We start from the raw sequence: 18,700 nt of genomic DNA, 5'->3' as shown, positions 1-18,700 counted from the left end.
GCCTCGGCAATGCCCCGGCCCACGGAGAGCGAACCTTCGGCTTATTGCTGCAACCAGGCTTTCAGCTTGTCCGGATGCGCGTCGACGAACTTCTTCGCCGCGGCCGCGTAGTCGTTCGAGCTGTTGCCGTCGAATTCGACGGCTTCGACATCGGCCAGCGTCAGCTTGAAGTGCTTGAAGAACACGTCTGCCCGAGAAAACTTGCCGGCAAACTGCTTCGACGCAAACGCATGGACCTGCTCTTCACCGCCCAGCGTGCCTTTCGGATCCTTCAGGTAGCGCATCTTCCACTTCTGGAAGAGCCAATGCGGGCTCCATACCGTCGCCACGATCCATTGGTTCGACTGGTAAGCGCGCGACACCCCGGCGAGCATGCCGGCTTCGCTTGACGATTGCAGGTTGTAGCCAGCCAGGTCGTAGGACTGGATCGTCTTCTCCGACGCCTGCATCAAGCCGCCGCCGGGCTCGATGCCCTGGATGGTGGCGCTGAGCTTGCTCTTGACCTCCGGCTTGTTAAGGTCGGAAATCGACGACAGCTCGGACTCCGGGATGTAGGCCGGAACGGCCCAGCCGTTCTTGCCGCCCGTGTAGATGACGCTGACGTCGTCCATGTCGTTCTTGTAGCGGGCGTAGTAGGTCGCATGCGTGACCGGCAGCCAGCCGCCCACCATGATGTCCAGGTCTCCCCGGGCGACGCCTTGATACTGGATGCCGATGTCGGCCTGCACGAACTGAACCGGCTGACTGAGCTTGGTCTCGAGCACGTACTTGGCGACGTTGGCCACGGCCAGGACGTCGGCCCAATTCGTCACCGCCATTTTCACCGGCTCGGCGGCCATCGCAGGCGCACCGCCGGCGCCCAAGGCAACGACCGCCGATATCGCAAGCTTCGCGAGAAGCGACTTCAATAAACCGCGTTCCATGTAGTACTCCTTCTTTATCGATTAACGATTCAACAATGTGACGGACGCTGCCACGTAGCGTATCGGGTCCCCCGCCTCTTCAAGGCCTCTGTCAACGAGGCCTCTTCAACTTCACTGCACCATCAGTCCTACTCGACTTGCCGACGTCCCGTCAGGTATGAGCCGCACCGCTTGCTCCCGTTTTCGGCGCTCGCGAAACGGATTTCGCTTTCTTCTTCGCCTTGACGCCGAAACTCTCGGTCAAGCGGTCCAGCACGATCGCAAGCAGCACGACGCCCAGGCCGCCCTCGAAGCCGATGCCGATGTCGAGGCGCTGAATGCCGCTCAGAACGTACTCGCCGAGGCCGCCCGCACCGATCATCGAGGCAATCACGACCATCGAAAGCGCCATCATGATGGTCTGGTTCACACCGGCCATGATCGACGGCATCGCGTTCGGCAGCTGGATTTTCCAGAGAAGTTGCGCATCTGTGCTGCCGAACGAGCGCCCAGCCTCCAGCAGCTCCTCGCGAACCTGCCGAATGCCCAGCGTCGTGAGGCGCACCACCGGCGGCATCGAAAACACGACGGTTGCGATCACCGCCGGAACCCTCCCCAAGCCGAACAGGATGACGGCCGGAATCAGATAGACGAATGCCGGCATCGTCTGCATGAAGTCGAGCAGCGAGCGCAGAATCATTTCCACCCGCTTGTTTCGAGCGCCCCAGATGCCGAGCGGCACGCCGATGATCAAACTGAAGAAGGTCGCGGCAATGACGAGCGCCAGCGTGGAGACGGTCTGGGTCCACAAACCCATGTAGTGAATCGCCAGCAGCGCGAGGCCGACGAACACCGAAAACACGATGCCGCGGCGCCACAACGCGAACGCCACCAGGATGACCAGCATGGCGACGAACGGAATCGCCCCGAGCCCATCCTCCAGCAGCTTGACCACCGCCCCCAGTGCGGCGGAGAACGCGTCGAAGCCGCCCCGGAAATGATGGAAGAGGAAGTTGACGGCATCCTCTGCAAACTTGCCGATGACTGACGAATTCATGCTGCTCTCCGCTCCATGACTTGCTTGAGTATCGTCCGGCAGGACACCACGCCTGCGAGCTTGCCTGCCGTGTCGGTGACCGGCACGTCATGCTCCTGGCTCAGGGCGATCGCCGCGAGCTCATGCAGATCCGCATCCAGCGACACCGCCTTCAGGTCCGGAAGCAACGCTTCTCGGATCGGACGCGAACCGGCCTTGTGCAGCGACGCCGGCGTGACGCCGCCCTGGTACCGGCCCGCTTCGTCGCAGACGTAGCCACACTCGGCGCCGCTGTCGATCAGTTGATTGAGGTAGCGCTCCGCGGGCGCGCCGGCGTCGCAGGAGATCAGCCCCCGATCGACCCTCGTCAGCAGACTGGAAGCCTTGAGGAAGCGCGACACGTCGACATGGCGGAAAAAGTCCCGCACGTAGTCGTTCGCCGGCGACTGGATGAGCTCGGCTGGCGTGCCGACCTGAATCAGGCAACCGTCCTTCATGATGCCGATGCGGCCGCCGATCTTGATGGCCTCTTCGATGTCGTGCGAGATGAAGACGATGGTCCGCTGCTCCTCCTTCTGCAGCCGCAGCAGTTCGCTCTGCATTTCGAAGCGGATCAGCGGATCGAGCGCGGAGAACGCTTCGTCCATCAACAGCACCGAAGGATTCACCGCCAGGGCGCGCGCAAGGCCGACCCGCTGCTGCATGCCCCCCGACAGCTCGCCGGGCAGCAGCTTTTCGTACGAACCGAGGCCGACGCGCGTGAGCGCGGTCCGCGCGATTTCGTAGCGCTCCGCCTTCTTCATGCCGGCCACTTCGAGCCCGTACGAGATGTTGTCGAGCACCGTGCGATTCGGCAGGAGCGCGAACGACTGGAACACCATCGCCATCTTCTTGCGGCGGACATCGCGCAGCTCCAGCGTGGACATCGGCGCGATGTCGCGGCCTTCGAGAACGACTTGGCCGGAGGTCGGCTCGATCAGCCGGTTGAGCAGCCGGACGAGCGTCGACTTCCCGGAACCGGAGAGGCCCATGATGACGAAAATCTCGCCCGCCTTGACGTTGAGGCTGACGTCGTTGACCGCCACCATGTTGCCGGTGCGCTCGAAGATTTCGTTTCTTCCGAGCCCCTCTTTGATCAACTCGGCAGCACGCTCGGGTTTCGGGCCGAAGATCTTCGACAGGTGTCTCACTGTCAGGATATCGGTCCCGGAAACCGCGATGGATCGGGCTGCCGAGGGGACGGCTTCCGCATTGATCGCGCCTGGCGGTATCACGTCTTCAGGCGCGAATGTCAGATTCGGGGTCATGCTGGCATCCCTTAGGTGTTCAGTGCATGGATCCCAGCGTATCAAGCCAATTTGCCCCCTCCAGCTACATTTTCTGCGCCTTTTTCCATACCTCTGGTAATGCATGCCCGGCGTGTCGCGTTCGCCGGATAGCGATCGCGCCGAGGGGATTTCGGGGAAGCCAATATCTGCGCGGGTTTCAGGCTGGAAGCCGGGGCTGGGGCCGATGCAGCCGTGTGCTCGCCCGAGTCCGCGCCCTAGGGAATATCCCGATCCGCAGCCCTATCTCATGATTTTTTGTAGGGGTACTGACGCGGTTCGGCGCGCTCGAGGCGCTCGAGGTGAGGCAGGTTGATCCGCAACAGGGCTGCGCGAGGCGCCAGTTGCGGATCGGATTCGTCACAACTTCACGACGCACGCATCACGTCACTGCGCGCCAAGCTTCTCGATGAGCGCATCGAGCTGCGCCATCTCGTCATCGGTCAGATCCGTGAGCGGCGCGCGCACCGGCCCCGCATCGCGGCCCACGAGCTTCGCGCCCGCCTTCACGATGCTCACCGCGTAGCCCGGGCAGCGATTGCGGATCTTGAGGTAAGGCAGAAAGAACTCGTCGAGCAGGCGGCCCACGGTCGCGTGGTCGTCCGAAGCGATCGCGCGATAGAACTGCATCGCCGTCTTCGGAATGAAGTTGAACACCGCCGACGAATACACGGGCACGCCCAGCGCCTTGTACGCCGCCGCGTAGACCTCGGCCGTCGGCAGGCCGCCCAGGTAGGCGAAGCGGTCGCCGAGACGCCGGCGGATCGTCACCATCGCCTCGATCTCGCCGACGCCGTCCTTGAAGCCGATCAGGTTCTGGCAGCGATCCGCCAGCTGCTCGAGCAGGTCGGCGTTGAGCTTCGAGTTCGCGCGGTTGTAGACGATCACGCCCATCTTCGGCACGGCGCGGCACACCTGCTCGACGTGCGCCGCAATCCCTTCCTGCGACGCCTCGGTCAGATAGTGCGGCATCAGCAGGATGCCCTGCGCGCCGTTGCGCTCCGCCTCCTGCGCGTACTCGATCGCCACGCGCGTCGGGCCGCCCGCGCCGGCCAGGATCGGCACCTTGCCCTTGCAGGTCTCGGTGGCCGTGCGGATCACGTTCGAGTACTCGCTCTTGGTCAGCGAGAAGAATTCGCCCGTGCCGCCCGCGGCGAACAATGCGCTCGCGCCGTAGGGCGCAAGCCATTCGAGGCGCGCGGCGTAGGTGTCTGCGCGGAAGTCGCCCTGCGCATCGAAGTCGGTGACCGGAAAGGACAGCAGCCCTTCGGAGATGATCGTCTTGAGTTCTTGTGGCGTAGTCATGGGTAACGTCGTGTGATTCGTGTGATGTTGGATGGAGGGTGCAGCTCGTGGTCAGCGCACGAGGCACGGACGCTTGTTGTCGAACTGCCAGTTCGGAATCAGGTATTGCATGGCGATGGCGTCGTCGCGCGCGCCGAGGCCGTGCTGCTGGTAGAGCGCATGCGCCTTCTCGAGCTCGTCCATGTCGATCTCGATGCCGAGCCCCGGCTTCCGAGGCACCTTCACCTTGCCGCCGACGATTTGCAGCGGCTCGCGCGTCAGGCGCTGGCCGTCCTGCCAGATCCAATGCGTGTCGATGGCGGTGATCTTGCCGGGAGCCGCGGCGGCCACGTGCGTGAACATCGCGAGCGAAATATCGAAGTGATTGTTCGAATGCGAGCCCCAGGTCAGGCCCCAGTCGTTGCACATCTGCGCGACGCGCACCGAGCCCTGCATGGTCCAGAAATGCGGGTCCGCGAGCGGGATGTCGACCGATTGCAGCTGGATCGCGTGGCCCATCTGGCGCCAGTCGGTGGCGATCATGTTGGTGGCCGTCGGCAGGCCCGTCGCGCGGCGGAATTCCGCCATCACCTCGCGGCCCGAATAGCCGTTTTCCGCGCCGCACGGGTCCTCCGCGTAGGCGAGGACGTCGTGCTGATCGCGGCACAGACGGATCGCCTCGGCAAGCGGCCACGCGCCGTTCGGGTCGAGCGTCACACGCGCGCTCGGGAAGCGCTCGGCGAGCGCGGTCACCGCTTCGATCTCGGCGTCGCCCGACAGCACGCCGCCCTTCAACTTGAAGTCGTTGAAGCCGTAGCGGGCCTGCGCGGCTTCCGCGAGACGCACGACGGCCTCGGGCGTCATGGCTTCCTCGGTGCGCAGGCGCTCCCAGTCGTCGCTTCCGTCCGCTCCGCTCGCGTAGGGCAGATCGGTCTTCTTGCGGTCGCCGATATAGAACAGGTAGCCGAGCATCTCGACTTCGTCGCGCTGCTGGCCTTCGCCCAGCAGCGCCGCGACCGGCACGCCGAGGTGCTGGCCGAGCAGGTCCAGGAGCGCCGCTTCGAGCGCGGTCACGGCGTGAATCGTGGTGCGCAGGTCGAAGGTCTGCAGGCCCCGGCCGCCTGCGTCGCGGTCGGCGAATTGCTTGCGCGCCTGGTTGAGCACCGCCTGCGGGTTGCCGATCGACTGGCCGACCACGAAGGGCCGCGCATCTTCGATGGTCTTGCGGATGGCCTCGCCGCCCGGCACTTCGCCGATGCCGGTATGGCCCGCGCTGTCGCGCAGGATCACCACGTTGCGCGTGAAGAAAGGCCCATGCGCGCCGCTGAGATTCAGCAGCATGCTGTCGCGGCCCGCGACGGGCACCACGCGCAGCTCGATGACAGCAGGTGTGGCGTTCGAGGAAAGGGATTGCGTTGACATCGGTGTCGTACCTGGAAAAGTGAGAAGGAGTCCGTCGCGGTCAATGCGCGTTGCCGTGGAAAGCAGGCTCCATCGGACCGCGGCGCGACGGCTTGTTGCGCGCGAGGAAGCTCGCCGCGGCCGCGATCAGCGAGCTCACGGCAAGCCCGTACAAGCCGCCGGTGATGGAACCCGTGTGCTGCTGCAAGTAGCCGAACGTGGCCGGTGCGAAGAAGCCGCCCAGATTGCCGAGCGAATTGATGAGCGCGATGACGCCGGCTGCGATGCGCGTGTCGAGATAGCCCTGCGGAATCGGCCAGAACAGCGACGACGCCGCTTTGAAGCCGATCGCCGAAAAGCAGATCGCGACGAACGAGACGACGGGGTCGGTCGAAGTGGAAACGAAGAGCCCGCAGGCCGCGATCACGAGCGCCAGCGCAAGCCACGCCTGCTGAAAGCGCCACTTCGCCGACAGCAGCGCGAAGCAGTACATCGCGACGATGGCGATCAGCCACGGCACCGCGTTATACAAGCCGACCTGGAAATCGGAAAGCCCGCCCATCTTGCGGATGATCGTCGGCAGCCAGAAGGTCGCCGCGTAAATCGTGAGCTGGATCGCGAAATAGAGGAAGCAGAAGAGCAGGATCTGTGGATCCTTCAGCAGCTTGACGGCGGGGATGTCGTGGCCCGTGGCCGCTTCGCGCTCGGCCTGCTCGTCGGCGAGGTAGCGCTCGAGCGCGGCCTGCTCGCCGGAGGTGAGCCAATCGGCGTCGCGGATGCGCGATTTCAGGAACACCCAGCTCGCGCCGCACAACACGATCGAGAAGCCGCCTTCGATCAGGAACATCCATTGCCAGCCGTGCAGCCCGAACCCGCGAATCGAGAGCAGCGCGCCCGTGATCGGGCCCGACAGCACCGATGCGAAAGCCGACCCCGCGAGAAAGATCGCGACCGCCTTGCCGCGCTCCTTCTGCGGCAGCCATTGGGCGAAGTAGAACACCACGCCCGGGAAGAAGCCCGCTTCCGCGACGCCGAGCAGGAAGCGCAGCGCGTAGAACGAGGTGTCGTCGTGGACGAAGGCCATCGCTGCCGCGACGACGCCCCAGGTGCCCATGATCCGCGTGAGCCATGCGCGCGCGCCGTACTTCTGCATCAGGATGTTCGACGGCACTTCGAAGATCGCGTAGCCGACGAAGAAGAGCCCCGCGCCCAACCCGTATGCCGCCGCGGAGAGGCCGAGATCGGTCTGCATGTAGGTGTTGACGAAGCCGACGTTCACGCGGTCGATGTAGTTCGCGATGAACATGATGAGGAAGAGCGGCAGCACGTGGCGCTTGACCTTCGAGCTGGCGGATTCCAGCAGGTCGTCGGGGCGGGTGGCGGGTGTGGACGTCAAGGTTGTCTCCATAGCCTCAATCGAATCGCAACGTATCCGGCTTGCCAGCAGATTATGTTATACGTTGTCTGACGACATTCTATGTTTCCGGGATAAAGCTTCCAATCTAGCGTTTACCCTCACCAAAACCCGCTAACCCTTGCACATCTACGTTTGAGTGATGGTGCAAAGGCGTTCCATCCAGTCGATGTCTCACGCTTTAACATGAGACATCGTATAACCAGAAGACATCCAGCGCCTTACTCCACGGCCTGCCCGATCTCGTGATTGGCCATCCCCTCGAGCGCGCGCACCATGCCCGAGTGATCCCAGGCCTTGCCGCCATGCGCCACGCACGCGTTGAAAAGCGCCTGGCACGTCGCGGTATTGGGCAACGACACCCCCAGCGCCTGCGCGGTCGACAGCGCCAGATTCAAATCCTTCTGATGCAGCTCGATCCGGAAGCCGGGATTGAACGTGCGCTTCGTCATCCGCTCGCCATGCACCTCGAGAATCCGCGACGACGCAAAACCGCCCATCAGCGCACGGCGCACCCGCTCGGCATCGACGCCGGCCTTCGACGCCAGCACGAGCGCCTCGCCCACCGCCTCGATCGTCGCCGCGACGATCACCTGATTGGCGACCTTGCAGACCTGCCCCGCCCCGACCTCGCCGATCAGCGAGACGTTCTTGCCCATCATGTCGAAGAGCGGCTTGACCGCATCGAAGGTCGCTTGCGCGCCGCCGACCATGATCGAGAGCATCCCCGCCTTCGCGCCGACCTCGCCGCCCGAGACGGGCGCGTCGAGATAGTCGGCGCCGCGCTCGCGCACGCGCGCGGCGAACTCGCGCGTGGCGATCGGCGAGATGGAGCTCAGGTCGACGACCGCCTGCCCCGCCCGCAGGCTTGCGGCGACGCCGTTCTCGCCGAACAGCACGCGCTCGACGTCCGGCGTGTCGGGCACCATGACGAACACGACGTCGGCCTTGGCGGCGACTTCAGCCGCGCTGGCGCAAGCGACGGCGCCCGCGCTCGTGAGCTCGCCGGGCACGCCGCGGCGGCTGAACGCATAGAGTTCGACGCCGCCCTTGAGAAGATTGGCCGCCATGGGATTGCCCATGATGCCGAGTCCGATGAAACCGGCTTTTTGCATGTTTCGCTCCAGATTCCAGGTAGAGAAAGAAGTGACCGGCGCTCGCCTAGCCCTTGATGAAGTGGTTCTTGACGGCCTGCGCGGCTCCCCTGAGCAGCCCCATGTCCGCACATACGGCGACCAGCGTGCCGCCCATCGCCAGATAGCGCTCGGCGTCCTCCCGCACGGGCGCGAGAATGCCGCTCGCCTTGGCCGCAGCCTTCGCGCGCTCGAATACGTGCGCGATGGCCTGCTGCACATCCGGATGGCTCGCATTGCCGAGATGGCCGTAGGACGCGGCGAGATCGGAAGGGCCGATGAACACGGCGTCGACGCCGTCGACGGCCGCGATCTCGTCGATCGCCTCGACCGCCGCGCGGCTTTCGATCTGCACGGCGACGCAGATGTTGTCGTTGGCGACTTCGAGGTAGTCGGCGACCGCGCCATACCGATTGCCGCGCTGTCCGACCGAGACGCCGCGCATCCCCTGCGGCGGATAGCGTGTCGCGGCGACGGCGCGCCGCGCGTCGGCGGCGCTGTCGACGAATGGAATCAGCAGGTTGAAGAATCCGGCGTCGAGCAGCCGCTTGATGACGACGCTGTCGTTCGAGGGCGGGCGGACCATCGGCGCGGTGACGCTGTCCTTGAGCGCCATCAGCTGCGGGATCAGCGTGAGCTCGTCGTTCGGCGCGTGCTCGGCGTCGAGCAGGAGCCAATCGAAGCCGATCGTGCCGAGCAATTCGGTGGTGATCGGGCTGGCGAGCGACGCCCAGCAGCCGATCTGCCGCTCCCTCTTCACGACGGACGCCCGGAACGCGTTGGGCAACGGTTGATACGGTCTTGACACTGTCATGACGCCTCCTCCTTCGCACTTGGGCTCGCTGACTTGCCGCATCGAGCTATCCAGCGAATCACGTTAGTCATCGTACAACTAGCCGGATCTTATCCCGACAAACGGGCGTCAGGCAATATGCCGATACAGATACAAACGGCATTTCCCGCCGGAAACTCGCTATCTGCAGGATAGTCTCGCCAACCTCTTACGTTATACGATGACCCATATCGAAAGGATGGGAAGATGGTGCGCGGTTGAGGCAATCACAGCACGCCGGTAAACGAAAACAGCGGCCGCGAAGGGCCGCTGTTTTCGTTTCGGAATGCTGCTTTTCAGTTTCGCACCGTCAGCGATTCTCGCTCGCCGCCGCGGCGCGGCGCAGACGCTCGCGGCTGCTCGACAGATGAATGCGCATCGCGGCGCGCGCGCCTTCGGGATCACGCCGCGCGATGGCGTCGAGAATGCTCTCGTGCTCGCGGTTCACGAGCTCCGCGTAGGCCTTCGGGTCGCTGTGCGCGATGCCGGCCGAATCGATCCGATGGCGCGGAATCAGCGCCGTGCCCATCTGCGTGAGGATGTCGACGAAATAGCGGTTGCCCGTGGCGCGGGCGACGGAAATATGGAACTGCAGGTCGGCGGCCGAGCTGTCGCCGCCGGCGCGCGTGGCTTCGTCGATGGCGTCGAGCGCGCTGCGGATGTTCGCGAGATCGCGCTCCGACGCGCGCTGGGCGGCAAGGCCCGCGCATTCCGTCTCTAGGCTGATGCGCAGCTCCAGCACCGAGAGCAGGTCGTTCAAGGTGCTCGCGGGGACCATGTCGAGATCGAGCGGCTCGCGGCGCGGCTCGAGCACGAAGCTGCCGATGCCGTGGCGCGTCTCGATCACCGACATCGCCTGCAGGCGCGAGATCGCCTCGCGCACGACGGTGCGGCTCACGCCCAGTTGCGACATCAGGTTGGATTCCGTCGGCAGTTTGTCGCCAGGTTTCAGGGCGCGCGAAGCGATCTGATCGGTGAGGTAGGCGACGACTTGCTCGGCGAGGTTGCGATTGCGTGCGGGCATGGGCGTGGCAAGCGAATCTGCCATCGGACCCTCCTTGGCTGGCTATTGGCACTGTGGCACTGGTTGAGACCGGGTTTCATTATACGTTGTCGGACAACCATAGAGGCGCCCGCTGTGAGCGGCAGCGCGCGGACATCCGACGACTCCCGCTCGCGATCACGGGTGATCGTCGTCGAGCTGCAGGTAGAAGTCCCGCGTGTTGCGCGCGAGGTCGCGACTGAAGACCGCCGCGCGCGGCTCGAAGAAGAAACGCACGAAGGCGAGCGCGGCGAACTGCTTGTCGCGGCCCGGCGTGACGTTGACGTCGGCGAGCGCGCCGGCTTGGACGCGCGATGAAAGCTTTACGGTCGCCGATACTTGCGCGTGCGCGTAGGGGCCGTGGTCGTGGCCGCCGGTGCAGGTCTCGGGGAAGCGGCTCGCGCTTTCGCCGGGAGGCAGCCCGAGCGGCAGGCAAGGCTCGTTTGCTTGCAGGCTGTCGTTCCAGCCTGCTTCGAAGTTGCCCTGCCATTGCCACGTGCGGCCTTCCTTCGACAGCATTTGCAGCGCCAGCCCCTCGCTGATCGAGCGCTGCGGACTGTAGTAGCCGCCCTGGCCCGGCGTGTAGAAGTTCTCGTTGCGGCGATAGCCGAGCACGTGCACCGCTGGCCCCGCGCTGAAGTAGTCGAAGCCGGGCACGTCGAAGGCATAGCCCGCCGACACGTCCGCCGAGGCGCCCTCGTTGCCGACGACGTTCATGCCCGTCAGCCATTGCGCCTCGGCCGCTGCGCCGATGCTCCAGCGCGGGCTGATTTGCCAGCGCGCCTGCGCGCCGCTGGCCGCGCGCCTGACGGCGCCCCATTTGTAGCCGTCATCGGACAACATCTGGCCGCGCCACGACAGCAGCGAATCGCGCACCGGGTTCACGCCCGCGTACACAGACCATGCGCCCCACGCCGCTTGCTGTCCGATGCGGGCCTGGCCGTCGACTGTCGCGCCCACAGGAGACCCCTGCGCCGCGCCCAGCGAGGCGCGCCAGTCGAGCGCGCGGTCGCCGCCGAGCCTCAGCGTGTCCGCCATCATCGTCTGCAGCTCTTCCGCACGCGCCGACGTAACGCCGTCATTCAGGAACAGTTGCCGATAGCGCAATTCGTACTGCCGCGTCCCGTCGATCCATTCGGCGCGCACAGCGGGGGCGAGGACGTTGAGGCGGCCTTGTCCGGCTGAGCCGACGTGATCGCTCCACGTCAGCCCTGCGGAAACCGAAGCAGCATCAATCCCCGTAAGGTCGGCGGGCACGTAGCGCGCGATGCGCGCGGCGTCGGCCGGGCCTTGCTGCGCGTCGCGCAGTTCGGCTTGCGCCGCGACGAACGACTTCCTGTAGTAGAGACGCTGAGCTTCGAGCGCATGCCCATAAGCACCGAGCGGACCGCCGTCGTGCGGCGCCACGGGCTTTCCTTCAGCAACAAGGCTCAACGCGAGGCCTTCCGCGCTATCGTCGTCGCGGCTCGCGTCGTAGCGCGCCCGGAACGCCCGCTCCGCCTCGCCGTAGCGGTGCAGCGCATAGAGGTTCCAGCCGCGCAGCGCACCCGTGTTCGCCTCGGGCACGCCGAGCGACGCGGCGAGACCCAGATCGCCAAGGCTTTCGGCATAGCGGCGCGCGCGGTAAGCCTCGTCGGCCCGCGCCAGGGCGATCTGCCCAAGCAGGTCTTTCGCGCGCGGGTCCGCCGCGACCTGCTCTCGCGACAGAAGCGCCTGAGCCGCGTCCCAATCGCGCTGCCCCACACGAATCTGCGCGAGGCCGATCGCCCCGTCCACGCTCTGCGGCTCGAACGTCAGCGCCGTCTCGAACCAGCCGGCAGCGGCGTCGAGCCGATGCTGCGCGAACTCGATCCAGCCGGCTTGCGTCGCCGCCGGCGCGTCGCGATAGGCGCGAATGCCGGCAGCCAGCGCAGCCAGTTGCATTGCCGCGGCCGGATCGCCCGGCGGCAGCGCCCCGAGCGCGCTCAGCGCGCGCTGATAGCGCAGCCGCGCGAAGGCGGCGTCGGCTTCGGGCCCGCGCTTGCCCTCCTCGGCTTCGACCCGGATCAAGTCGTCAACCTGCGCAGCCGACACCTGGCGCTCCGCCAGATAAAGCGTCGCGATGCGATTGCCTGCCGGCTGGCACGACGGAACGATCGTCCGATAGAGCGAGACGACCGCGTCGCGATCGCCCGCGTGCGCGAACACGTCGGCGGCCTTCCATGCGCGATCGATGTGCGCGCAACCAAATTCCCCGGGCGCACGCGCGATCATCGAGCGCAGCGCGTCAGGCCCGCCCTTGAGCGCGGCGGCGACGTCCTGCTCGCGCTGCCGGCGCTCGCGCTCGGCGGCCAGCGCCGCGCCAGGCTTCCACAATGCGAATTGACCGGTGAGACGCGTCACCTCGGCATCGTAGGCGGCGAGCTGGCTGGCCTTCAGGAGATTCCATAGCGGGCGCTCGTCGGGCGCCGCGGGCGGCGCGACAACACCAGCCGCAGCGGCCTTCGCGCCGCCGCCCGTCGCCGGACTCGATGCCAGAGACGGCACGACGAACCCCTGCTGCTCGTCCTGCCTCACGCGCACGCCGCCAGCTTGCACGCGCTCGCTCGTCAGCGCCCGCTGTCCCGCGCTCGCCGCCCCCTGGGTCACAGCCCGCGACGCCGCCTCGACAGGCGAGGCGCTTCGCCCGATGCTCAAGACGTTGTCCTGCGCGGCAAGCGCCAGCCCGGGCAGCGCAATCGACAGCCACACCACGCCCCATCGCCATCCGCCGAGCGCAAGCCGCCGGCGGCGCTCAGTCCTGCGAGCCGGCATGATGCTTCCGGTAGCGGCGGCGCAGCAGCACGGCCGTCAGCGCGGCCAGCAGCGCGAGCAAGCCGACGAGCGCCGCGTAGCCCCACCACGGATGGCTCGACAGCTCGTAGCCCAGCCGGTCGTAGGCCGACAGGCCGCCGAAGTCATAGCTCGCGCCGCTGCGGCCGGTCCAGACGTCGGGGCGGTCGAAGCTCACCAGGCTCACGTCGCCGCCGAGGTTGTCCCAGTCGTTCGGCTCGACCATCCGGCCGACGCCCTCGGCCAGCTCGGCCGGGTTCGCGGCAGTGAACAGCGTGACCGTGTTACCCGCGCTGCCCCGGTATTGCATCACCAGCAACTGGCGAGAGAGCGTCGTATCGGCGCTCAGCATCGATTCCGACGGCGGCGCCCCATCGCGCTCCGAACCGCCGAAGCGCGTCCGCAAGGACTGCCAGAGGCCCGCGTCGTCGCGTCCGCCGGCCGCCGCTGCCTGCGCGCCCGGATCGTAGGCGACCGTCATCACGCGCCCCGGCTCCCAGGGCGCGCCGCTCCACGCCGCATGCGAGAGGCCGCCCGCGCCGCCGACCAGGATCTCCTGCCGCCCAGGCTCGACGCCGCCCGCGGTCACCTGAGCCGCGGTCAACGGCCAGCCCTGCTTTTGCGCGAGCTTGCCCATCAGCGTCCAGGCGGCCGCGAGCGTATCGTTGTCGCGCGCGGCCACTTGCAGCGCCAGATCCGCGCCGTCCGGCTTCACCGCGTACGGAAACACGCTTTGCGCGAAGCGCTGGAGGTCGGGCAAGGTCGTGAAATGCGAGGCCGGCGGCAGCTTCAGCGACGAATCGTCGAACACCGTGAGCTGGAGATTGCGCGTTTCGCGCAGCATGCAGTGATCGGAGACGAGCGGCACCAGGATCGGCCGCAGCGACAACACGTTGGCGCCGGGCCGGAAGCTGCGCAGCGGGATGCTCACGCGGTAATGGCGCAGCACCGCGCCCTGCTGCTGGTCGAGCGCGATCACCTGCTCGAAGCGGTTGTTCAGGTAGATGCCCAGCACCGAGTCCTGGCGCATCTTGGCGCCTTCGGTGAAGTTCAAATCGAGCATCACCTGCGCGTCTTCGGGCGCGTAGATGTCGGCGGGCAGCGTCACGCCGAGCTCGATGCGGTCCGCGGCCCCCAGCGTGCGCGAGGTGAAGCCGAGCTCCTTGAACGAATGCGGCTGCGTCCCCGAGACCACGCCGTGCGCCGCGTAGCGCCCGATGCGCGCTTCGTCGAACGCGTTCACCGTCATTTCGTTGCGCCTCGGCTGCGGCAGCTCCGCGTGGGCGAACGCGCGCGCCGCCAGCGCCACCTGCGCGTCATCGGCCCCGCTCACGACGAGCACGAAATGGCGCGGATCGTCGGGCTTCGGATAGATGCCGAGAAACGCGCCGCCGATATGCGCGGCGACGCGCGGATCCAGATAGGGACGCAGCGCATCGCGTGTGCCGAACAGCAGCACATCGGCGCCGGCGAGCGAGCCGAGCGCCATGCCCGGCAGCACGCCGCCGCCCGCGCCCTGGTGCGCGTCCTGCACCTTCGGATGCGCCACGAGATAGCGCAGCCGCAGCGCCACGCCTTCGGCGAGCAGCGCGCCGCTCTCGAGCTGCAGGTCGCTCTTCGGATGCGCAGCGGCGACGATCGCGATCGAGCCCGCATGCGCTTCCTTCGGGTCGATCAGGCCGTCGAGATCCGAAAGCATCGGCGCGAGCGGCTTGAGCTCCGTTTGCACCTGCAGCGTCGAGGCGCTCGTATCGATCTCGGTCCACAGCTCGGGCGAGTCGGGGTCTTCGCAGTTCTCCGTCGAATGCTGCGCGACGGAAAACGCCAGCGTGTTGTAGCCGGCGCGCAGCAAATCCGCGGGAATGCGGATGTCGGCCGTGAGCTCGGGCTGGCGCGGCGACAGCTGCATCTGCGCGATCGTGCGGTCGTTCACGCGCACCGCGAGCGCCGAGCGCGCGTTGAGGAGCGCGACCGAATTGGTCGCGACGAGGTGCAGCGTCGCCGAGCGCACCTGCTCGCGCGCCGACACCGGCACGGAGAGCGCGCCCGAGCCCGCTTCGCCGGAAAGCCGCATCGGTCCCGGGAGATTGCCGAGGGTCGCGAGCGGCACCGGCGCGTTGGGCGCATCGGCGAGCGCCGCCGGCGGCGTCGCGCCGGCGGGTGCTTTCGCCGTGCCTGCATCGCTCGCATATGCGGCCGATGCGCTGCCGGCGGCAAGCGCGAACCAGACGCAGACGAAGACACGCAGAGAGATCGGAAAAGTCATGAGGTTACGAACGCGATAGGAACCACGATTGGAAAGCGCGCTTGACCGCGGCGAGCCGCCCCAGCGCGCACTCGCGCATGCCGGCGAAGAAGGCGAGGTGGTGATGGAGCGCATGCACGGTGCCGAGGCGCACCACGAGCGCGAGGCTGCGCAGGATGCCGATGCGCTGGTTGCGGCTCGCGCGGAATTCGCGCCAGCGGGCGCTGTCGCCGTACACGAGCGCGACCTGCTCCGAGAGGCCCGCGACGCTGCGATCGGCGAATTGCGCACCGACCGCAAGCGCGCCGCTCTGCACGCGGAACGACGCGCGGATCGCGATCGCGATGCGGCTCGTGCGTCCGAGCGACGGGTTGAAGACTTCGAGAATCGCGCTGGTATGGGCGAGCGGACTCGAAGGCGCGCCGCCCGGAATCATCAGCTTCACGCCGCCGGCCGACATGTCGACGATGCGCCCCGCGAGCGTGCCGTTCGTGCCGCTCGCGCGGCCGTCGATATGCAGCGTCGCGGGCAGGTCCGCCGGAATGCGCGGCGCCGCGCGGCGCTGCTTGCGCTCGTAGAGCACGCCGATGCACGCGTTGAGCAGGATCAGGTTCAGCATGCTCCAGCCGAGCGAGGCGGCGATCACGTCCTTGTGCGGAAAGTCGTGCAGCAGCTTCCAGACGCCGGTGACCGCCGAAACGAGCACGCAGAGATACACCACGTAGAACGGGCCGGCGAGCTCCGAGATTGCATCCGCGTCGAGCTGCTCGCCCTTGGGCGTCACCTTGAAGGTGGGCGCGCGCGGCTTGATGAGCACCGAGAGCACGCCGCGCAGCGAAAACATCGAGATCAAGAGCTCGTAGATCTCCGAGATCAGCGTCCAGCGGTGGCGGCCGAACAGGTAGTCGGTGGTGAGGATCGCCCCGAGCATCTGCGGCAGGCCGTAGGCGAAGAACTGCGGAATCGTCGCGTGATAGAACTGCAGGCCGAACAGCAGGTACATCGCCGGCGCGATCAGGAACACCACGCGCGCATAGCAGAAGAACCAGAAGAACGCGTTGGAGAAGTAGCAGATGCGCTGCGGCAGCGTGAGCCCCTTCATGCGCAACGGATTGCGCAGCAGCAACAGCTGGATCATCCCCTGCGCCCAGCGCACGCGCTGCACGACGAAGCTCGCGAAGGTCTCGGGCTGCAGCCCCGAGATCAGCGGCTCGTTGAGATAGAGGCTGCGATAGCCGCGCGAATGCAGCGTGAGCGCCGTCTCCGCGTCCTCGGTGATCGACTGGCCCGTGATGCCGCCGATCTCCATCACGCAGCGGCGCCTGAGCACGGCAGCCGAGCCGCAGAAGAACGACGCATTCCAGAAGTCGAGCCCCGGCTGGATCACCGAGTAGAACATCTCGCTCTCGGGCGGCATCTTGCCGAACATGCCCAGGTTCTTTTCGAGCGGGTCGGGATTGATGAAGAAGTGCGGCGTCTGCACGAGGCACAACTGCTCGTCGCGCTGGAAGAAGCCCACGGTCTTTTCGAGGAAGTCGGCGGTCGGCACGTGGTCAGCGTCGAAGATCACGATCAGATCGCCGCTCGTCAGCGCGAGCCCGGCATTGATGTTGCCCGCCTTCGCGTGCTCGTTCCGCTCGCGCGTCAGGTAGATGCCGCCGTGGCGCGCCGTCATCTCGCGCAGCGCCTCGGCGCGCGCCCGGGCCTCGGCCGCTTTCGTCGCGTCGGCTTGTGCGAGCTTCTGCGCGGTGCCGCCGTCGTCGAGCAGGTAGACGTTCAGGCGCTCGCGCGGATAGCGGATGTCGAGCGCGGCGCGCAGCGTCGTCTCCAGCAGCTCGGGCGATTCGTTGTAGGTCGGGATGAAGACGTCGACGCTCGGCAGCGGGCCCGCGTTCGTCACGAGCGGCGCGACGCGCCGGGTCAGCGGCCGGCTGTTGATGAACAGGCCGATCGACGCCACCACGATGCCGTAGATCTCGGCGCCGTAGAGCAGCAGCGAGAACGTGAAGTCGGCGACGCCGTAGTAGGTGAGCGTCGAGGTGGTCCGCCAGTACAGGTAGCGGAACGTCAGAAAGCCCGAGCACAGCAGGAAGAAGAGGCGCGCGAGCTCGTAGTTGCGGGTGCGGCGCAGCAGGATCATCGCGCCCACCACCGAGAACGACAGGCAGAACTGCGCGGCGAGGTCGATCTTGACGGTCACGACTATCGCCACGGCCGCGAGCGTCGCGAGCCATGCGAGCACCGCCGCCCAGGGTGGCAGCTCGAAGCGCCGCCCAAGCGCCGCGAGGCCCTCGGCGCCCACGCGGCCGCCGCCCGCGGTCGAGGCCGCAGATGCCCCCAAGGTCGATCGGATGAGTTTTTCCATAGTGCTCTCAGGGCCGCGAAAAGAATCGCGGACGAGGAAGCGGTGCGGAAGGTCGGAGGCGGTAAAGCGCCCCTGCCCGCTGCCTTTTCTAGATGAACGGTTGTTTAACGGCAGCGTGAAGGAAAAATTGAGCCCGATCACGCGGCGTTCGCGACGAACGCCAGTGAGATCACAGAAGATAGGCGGTGAAACGTTTGCGGGGCGGCGCGCTCAAGCGGCGGCGAGCATGCGCTGGCCCGATCCCGGCGCGGCGCTGGTCCGCATGCGCTCGAGATGCCGGCTGACCTTGATGACCTCGTGCAGCGGCGCGGTCTCCAGCTGATCGCCGTGCAGCTGGAGGACTTCGCAGAGGAGCGCGTAGGTCTCTGAATCGATGCTCCAGCGGCCGGTGCGCGCCGCACAGACGTTGCACTCGACGAGGCGCGCCTGCACTTCGTCCATGCCGTCGGGCTGCGCCGCGCCCCACCCGGCGTTCACGAGGAGGCACGTGGCGACGACCACGCCCGCCATCGCGCCCATCATCGCCGCGTCGCCCCGGCCGGCTTTCAGCTCGTCGAGCTGCCAGTAGTAGCCGATCAGAAGACGCTGCGATTCCTGAGCGGGTATCGGACGCAAGCGGCTCGCGCCGTCGAAGAGCTGCACGGGCTGACGGCGCTTCTGCGATCGCTTAAGGGTGTGCGTTGACATTAAGAGGGAATAACAGTGAGCCGCTAGGCAACGAGTGCATTAACGGCACGGTGCTCGCCAACTTGATCTTTTTTCTGATGATTTGTCTTTTTTTGACCATTCAGCGATTCGTGGCCACGGGCTTGGCGCGCAACAGGTAAGAATCGGAAAGAAAAGGCGGCTTGCCCGTAATATCCGCGCCATCCAAACGACTAAGCCCCGCTGGTTACTTGAACAAGGGGCT

13 protein-coding genes are annotated in these 18,700 nt (G+C 66.5%); all 13 read right to left on the bottom strand.

Annotation, left to right across the window (positions count from 1 at the left end; translation table 11 throughout):
* Positions 1–41 precede the first annotated feature (41 nt).
* Positions 42–923, bottom strand: coding sequence for a glycine betaine ABC transporter substrate-binding protein (locus FAZ69_RS32245; RefSeq protein ID WP_136899414.1), 882 nt, complete (start codon positions 921–923; stop codon positions 42–44).
* A 151-nt stretch (positions 924–1,074) separates the two neighbouring features.
* Positions 1,075–1,959, bottom strand: coding sequence for an ABC transporter permease (locus FAZ69_RS32240; RefSeq protein ID WP_136899412.1), 885 nt, complete (start codon positions 1,957–1,959; stop codon positions 1,075–1,077).
* The gene (locus FAZ69_RS32235) at positions 1,956–3,245 is read right to left on the bottom strand and encodes a quaternary amine ABC transporter ATP-binding protein (RefSeq protein ID WP_136899410.1); all 1,290 of its coding nucleotides are present in this window, start codon (positions 3,243–3,245) and stop codon (positions 1,956–1,958) included. Before FAZ69_RS32235 ends, FAZ69_RS32240 begins: the two co-directional genes overlap by 4 nt.
* A gap of 405 nt (positions 3,246–3,650) precedes the next feature.
* Entirely contained in the window at positions 3,651–4,568 is a 918-nt protein-coding gene (kdgD, locus tag FAZ69_RS32230) for a 5-dehydro-4-deoxyglucarate dehydratase (RefSeq protein WP_136899408.1), read from the bottom strand.
* Positions 4,569–4,619: 51 nt separating this feature from the next.
* Positions 4,620–5,969: a glucarate dehydratase gene (gene gudD, locus FAZ69_RS32225; protein ID WP_136899406.1), complete on the bottom strand. Its 1,350-nt coding sequence runs from the start codon at positions 5,967–5,969 to the stop codon at positions 4,620–4,622.
* Positions 5,970–6,009: 40 nt separating this feature from the next.
* Positions 6,010–7,344 (bottom strand): MFS transporter, encoded by a 1,335-nt coding sequence (locus tag FAZ69_RS32220; protein ID WP_439654818.1) that lies wholly within the window; start codon positions 7,342–7,344, stop codon positions 6,010–6,012.
* Positions 7,345–7,583: 239 nt separating this feature from the next.
* A complete protein-coding gene (locus FAZ69_RS32215; protein WP_136899402.1) occupies positions 7,584–8,477 on the bottom strand; it encodes a 2-hydroxy-3-oxopropionate reductase in 894 nt (297 codons plus the stop codon).
* A gap of 46 nt (positions 8,478–8,523) precedes the next feature.
* Entirely contained in the window at positions 8,524–9,309 is a 786-nt protein-coding gene (gene garL / locus FAZ69_RS32210; protein WP_136899400.1) for a 2-dehydro-3-deoxyglucarate aldolase, read from the bottom strand.
* 328 nt (positions 9,310–9,637) lie between these two features.
* On the bottom strand, positions 9,638–10,375 hold the full coding sequence (locus FAZ69_RS32205; protein ID WP_136899398.1) for a FadR/GntR family transcriptional regulator: 738 nt from the start codon (positions 10,373–10,375) through the stop codon (positions 9,638–9,640).
* A 132-nt stretch (positions 10,376–10,507) separates the two neighbouring features.
* A complete protein-coding gene (locus FAZ69_RS32200) occupies positions 10,508–13,162 on the bottom strand; it encodes a cellulose synthase subunit BcsC-related outer membrane protein (RefSeq protein WP_136899396.1) in 2,655 nt (884 codons plus the stop codon).
* Positions 13,143–15,446 (bottom strand): cellulose biosynthesis cyclic di-GMP-binding regulatory protein BcsB, encoded by a 2,304-nt coding sequence (locus tag FAZ69_RS32195; RefSeq protein WP_136899394.1) that lies wholly within the window; start codon positions 15,444–15,446, stop codon positions 13,143–13,145. The genes FAZ69_RS32200 and FAZ69_RS32195 overlap by 20 nt, the downstream gene beginning before the upstream one ends.
* Positions 15,447–15,450: 4 nt before the next feature.
* The gene (bcsA, locus tag FAZ69_RS32190; protein WP_136899392.1) at positions 15,451–17,790 is read right to left on the bottom strand and encodes a UDP-forming cellulose synthase catalytic subunit; all 2,340 of its coding nucleotides are present in this window, start codon (positions 17,788–17,790) and stop codon (positions 15,451–15,453) included.
* A 210-nt stretch (positions 17,791–18,000) separates the two neighbouring features.
* Positions 18,001–18,432, bottom strand: a complete 432-nt coding sequence (locus tag FAZ69_RS32185; protein ID WP_136899390.1) for a hypothetical protein — start codon at positions 18,430–18,432, stop codon at positions 18,001–18,003.
* Positions 18,433–18,700 lie beyond the last annotated feature (268 nt).

The organism is Trinickia terrae (genome assembly GCF_005144415.1).
GTDB classification, from domain to species: Bacteria; Pseudomonadota; Gammaproteobacteria; order Burkholderiales; family Burkholderiaceae; genus Trinickia_A; species Trinickia_A terrae.
The sequence above is the reverse complement of the archived record's forward strand: the minus strand, read 5'-3'. Positions and strand labels throughout refer to the sequence as shown.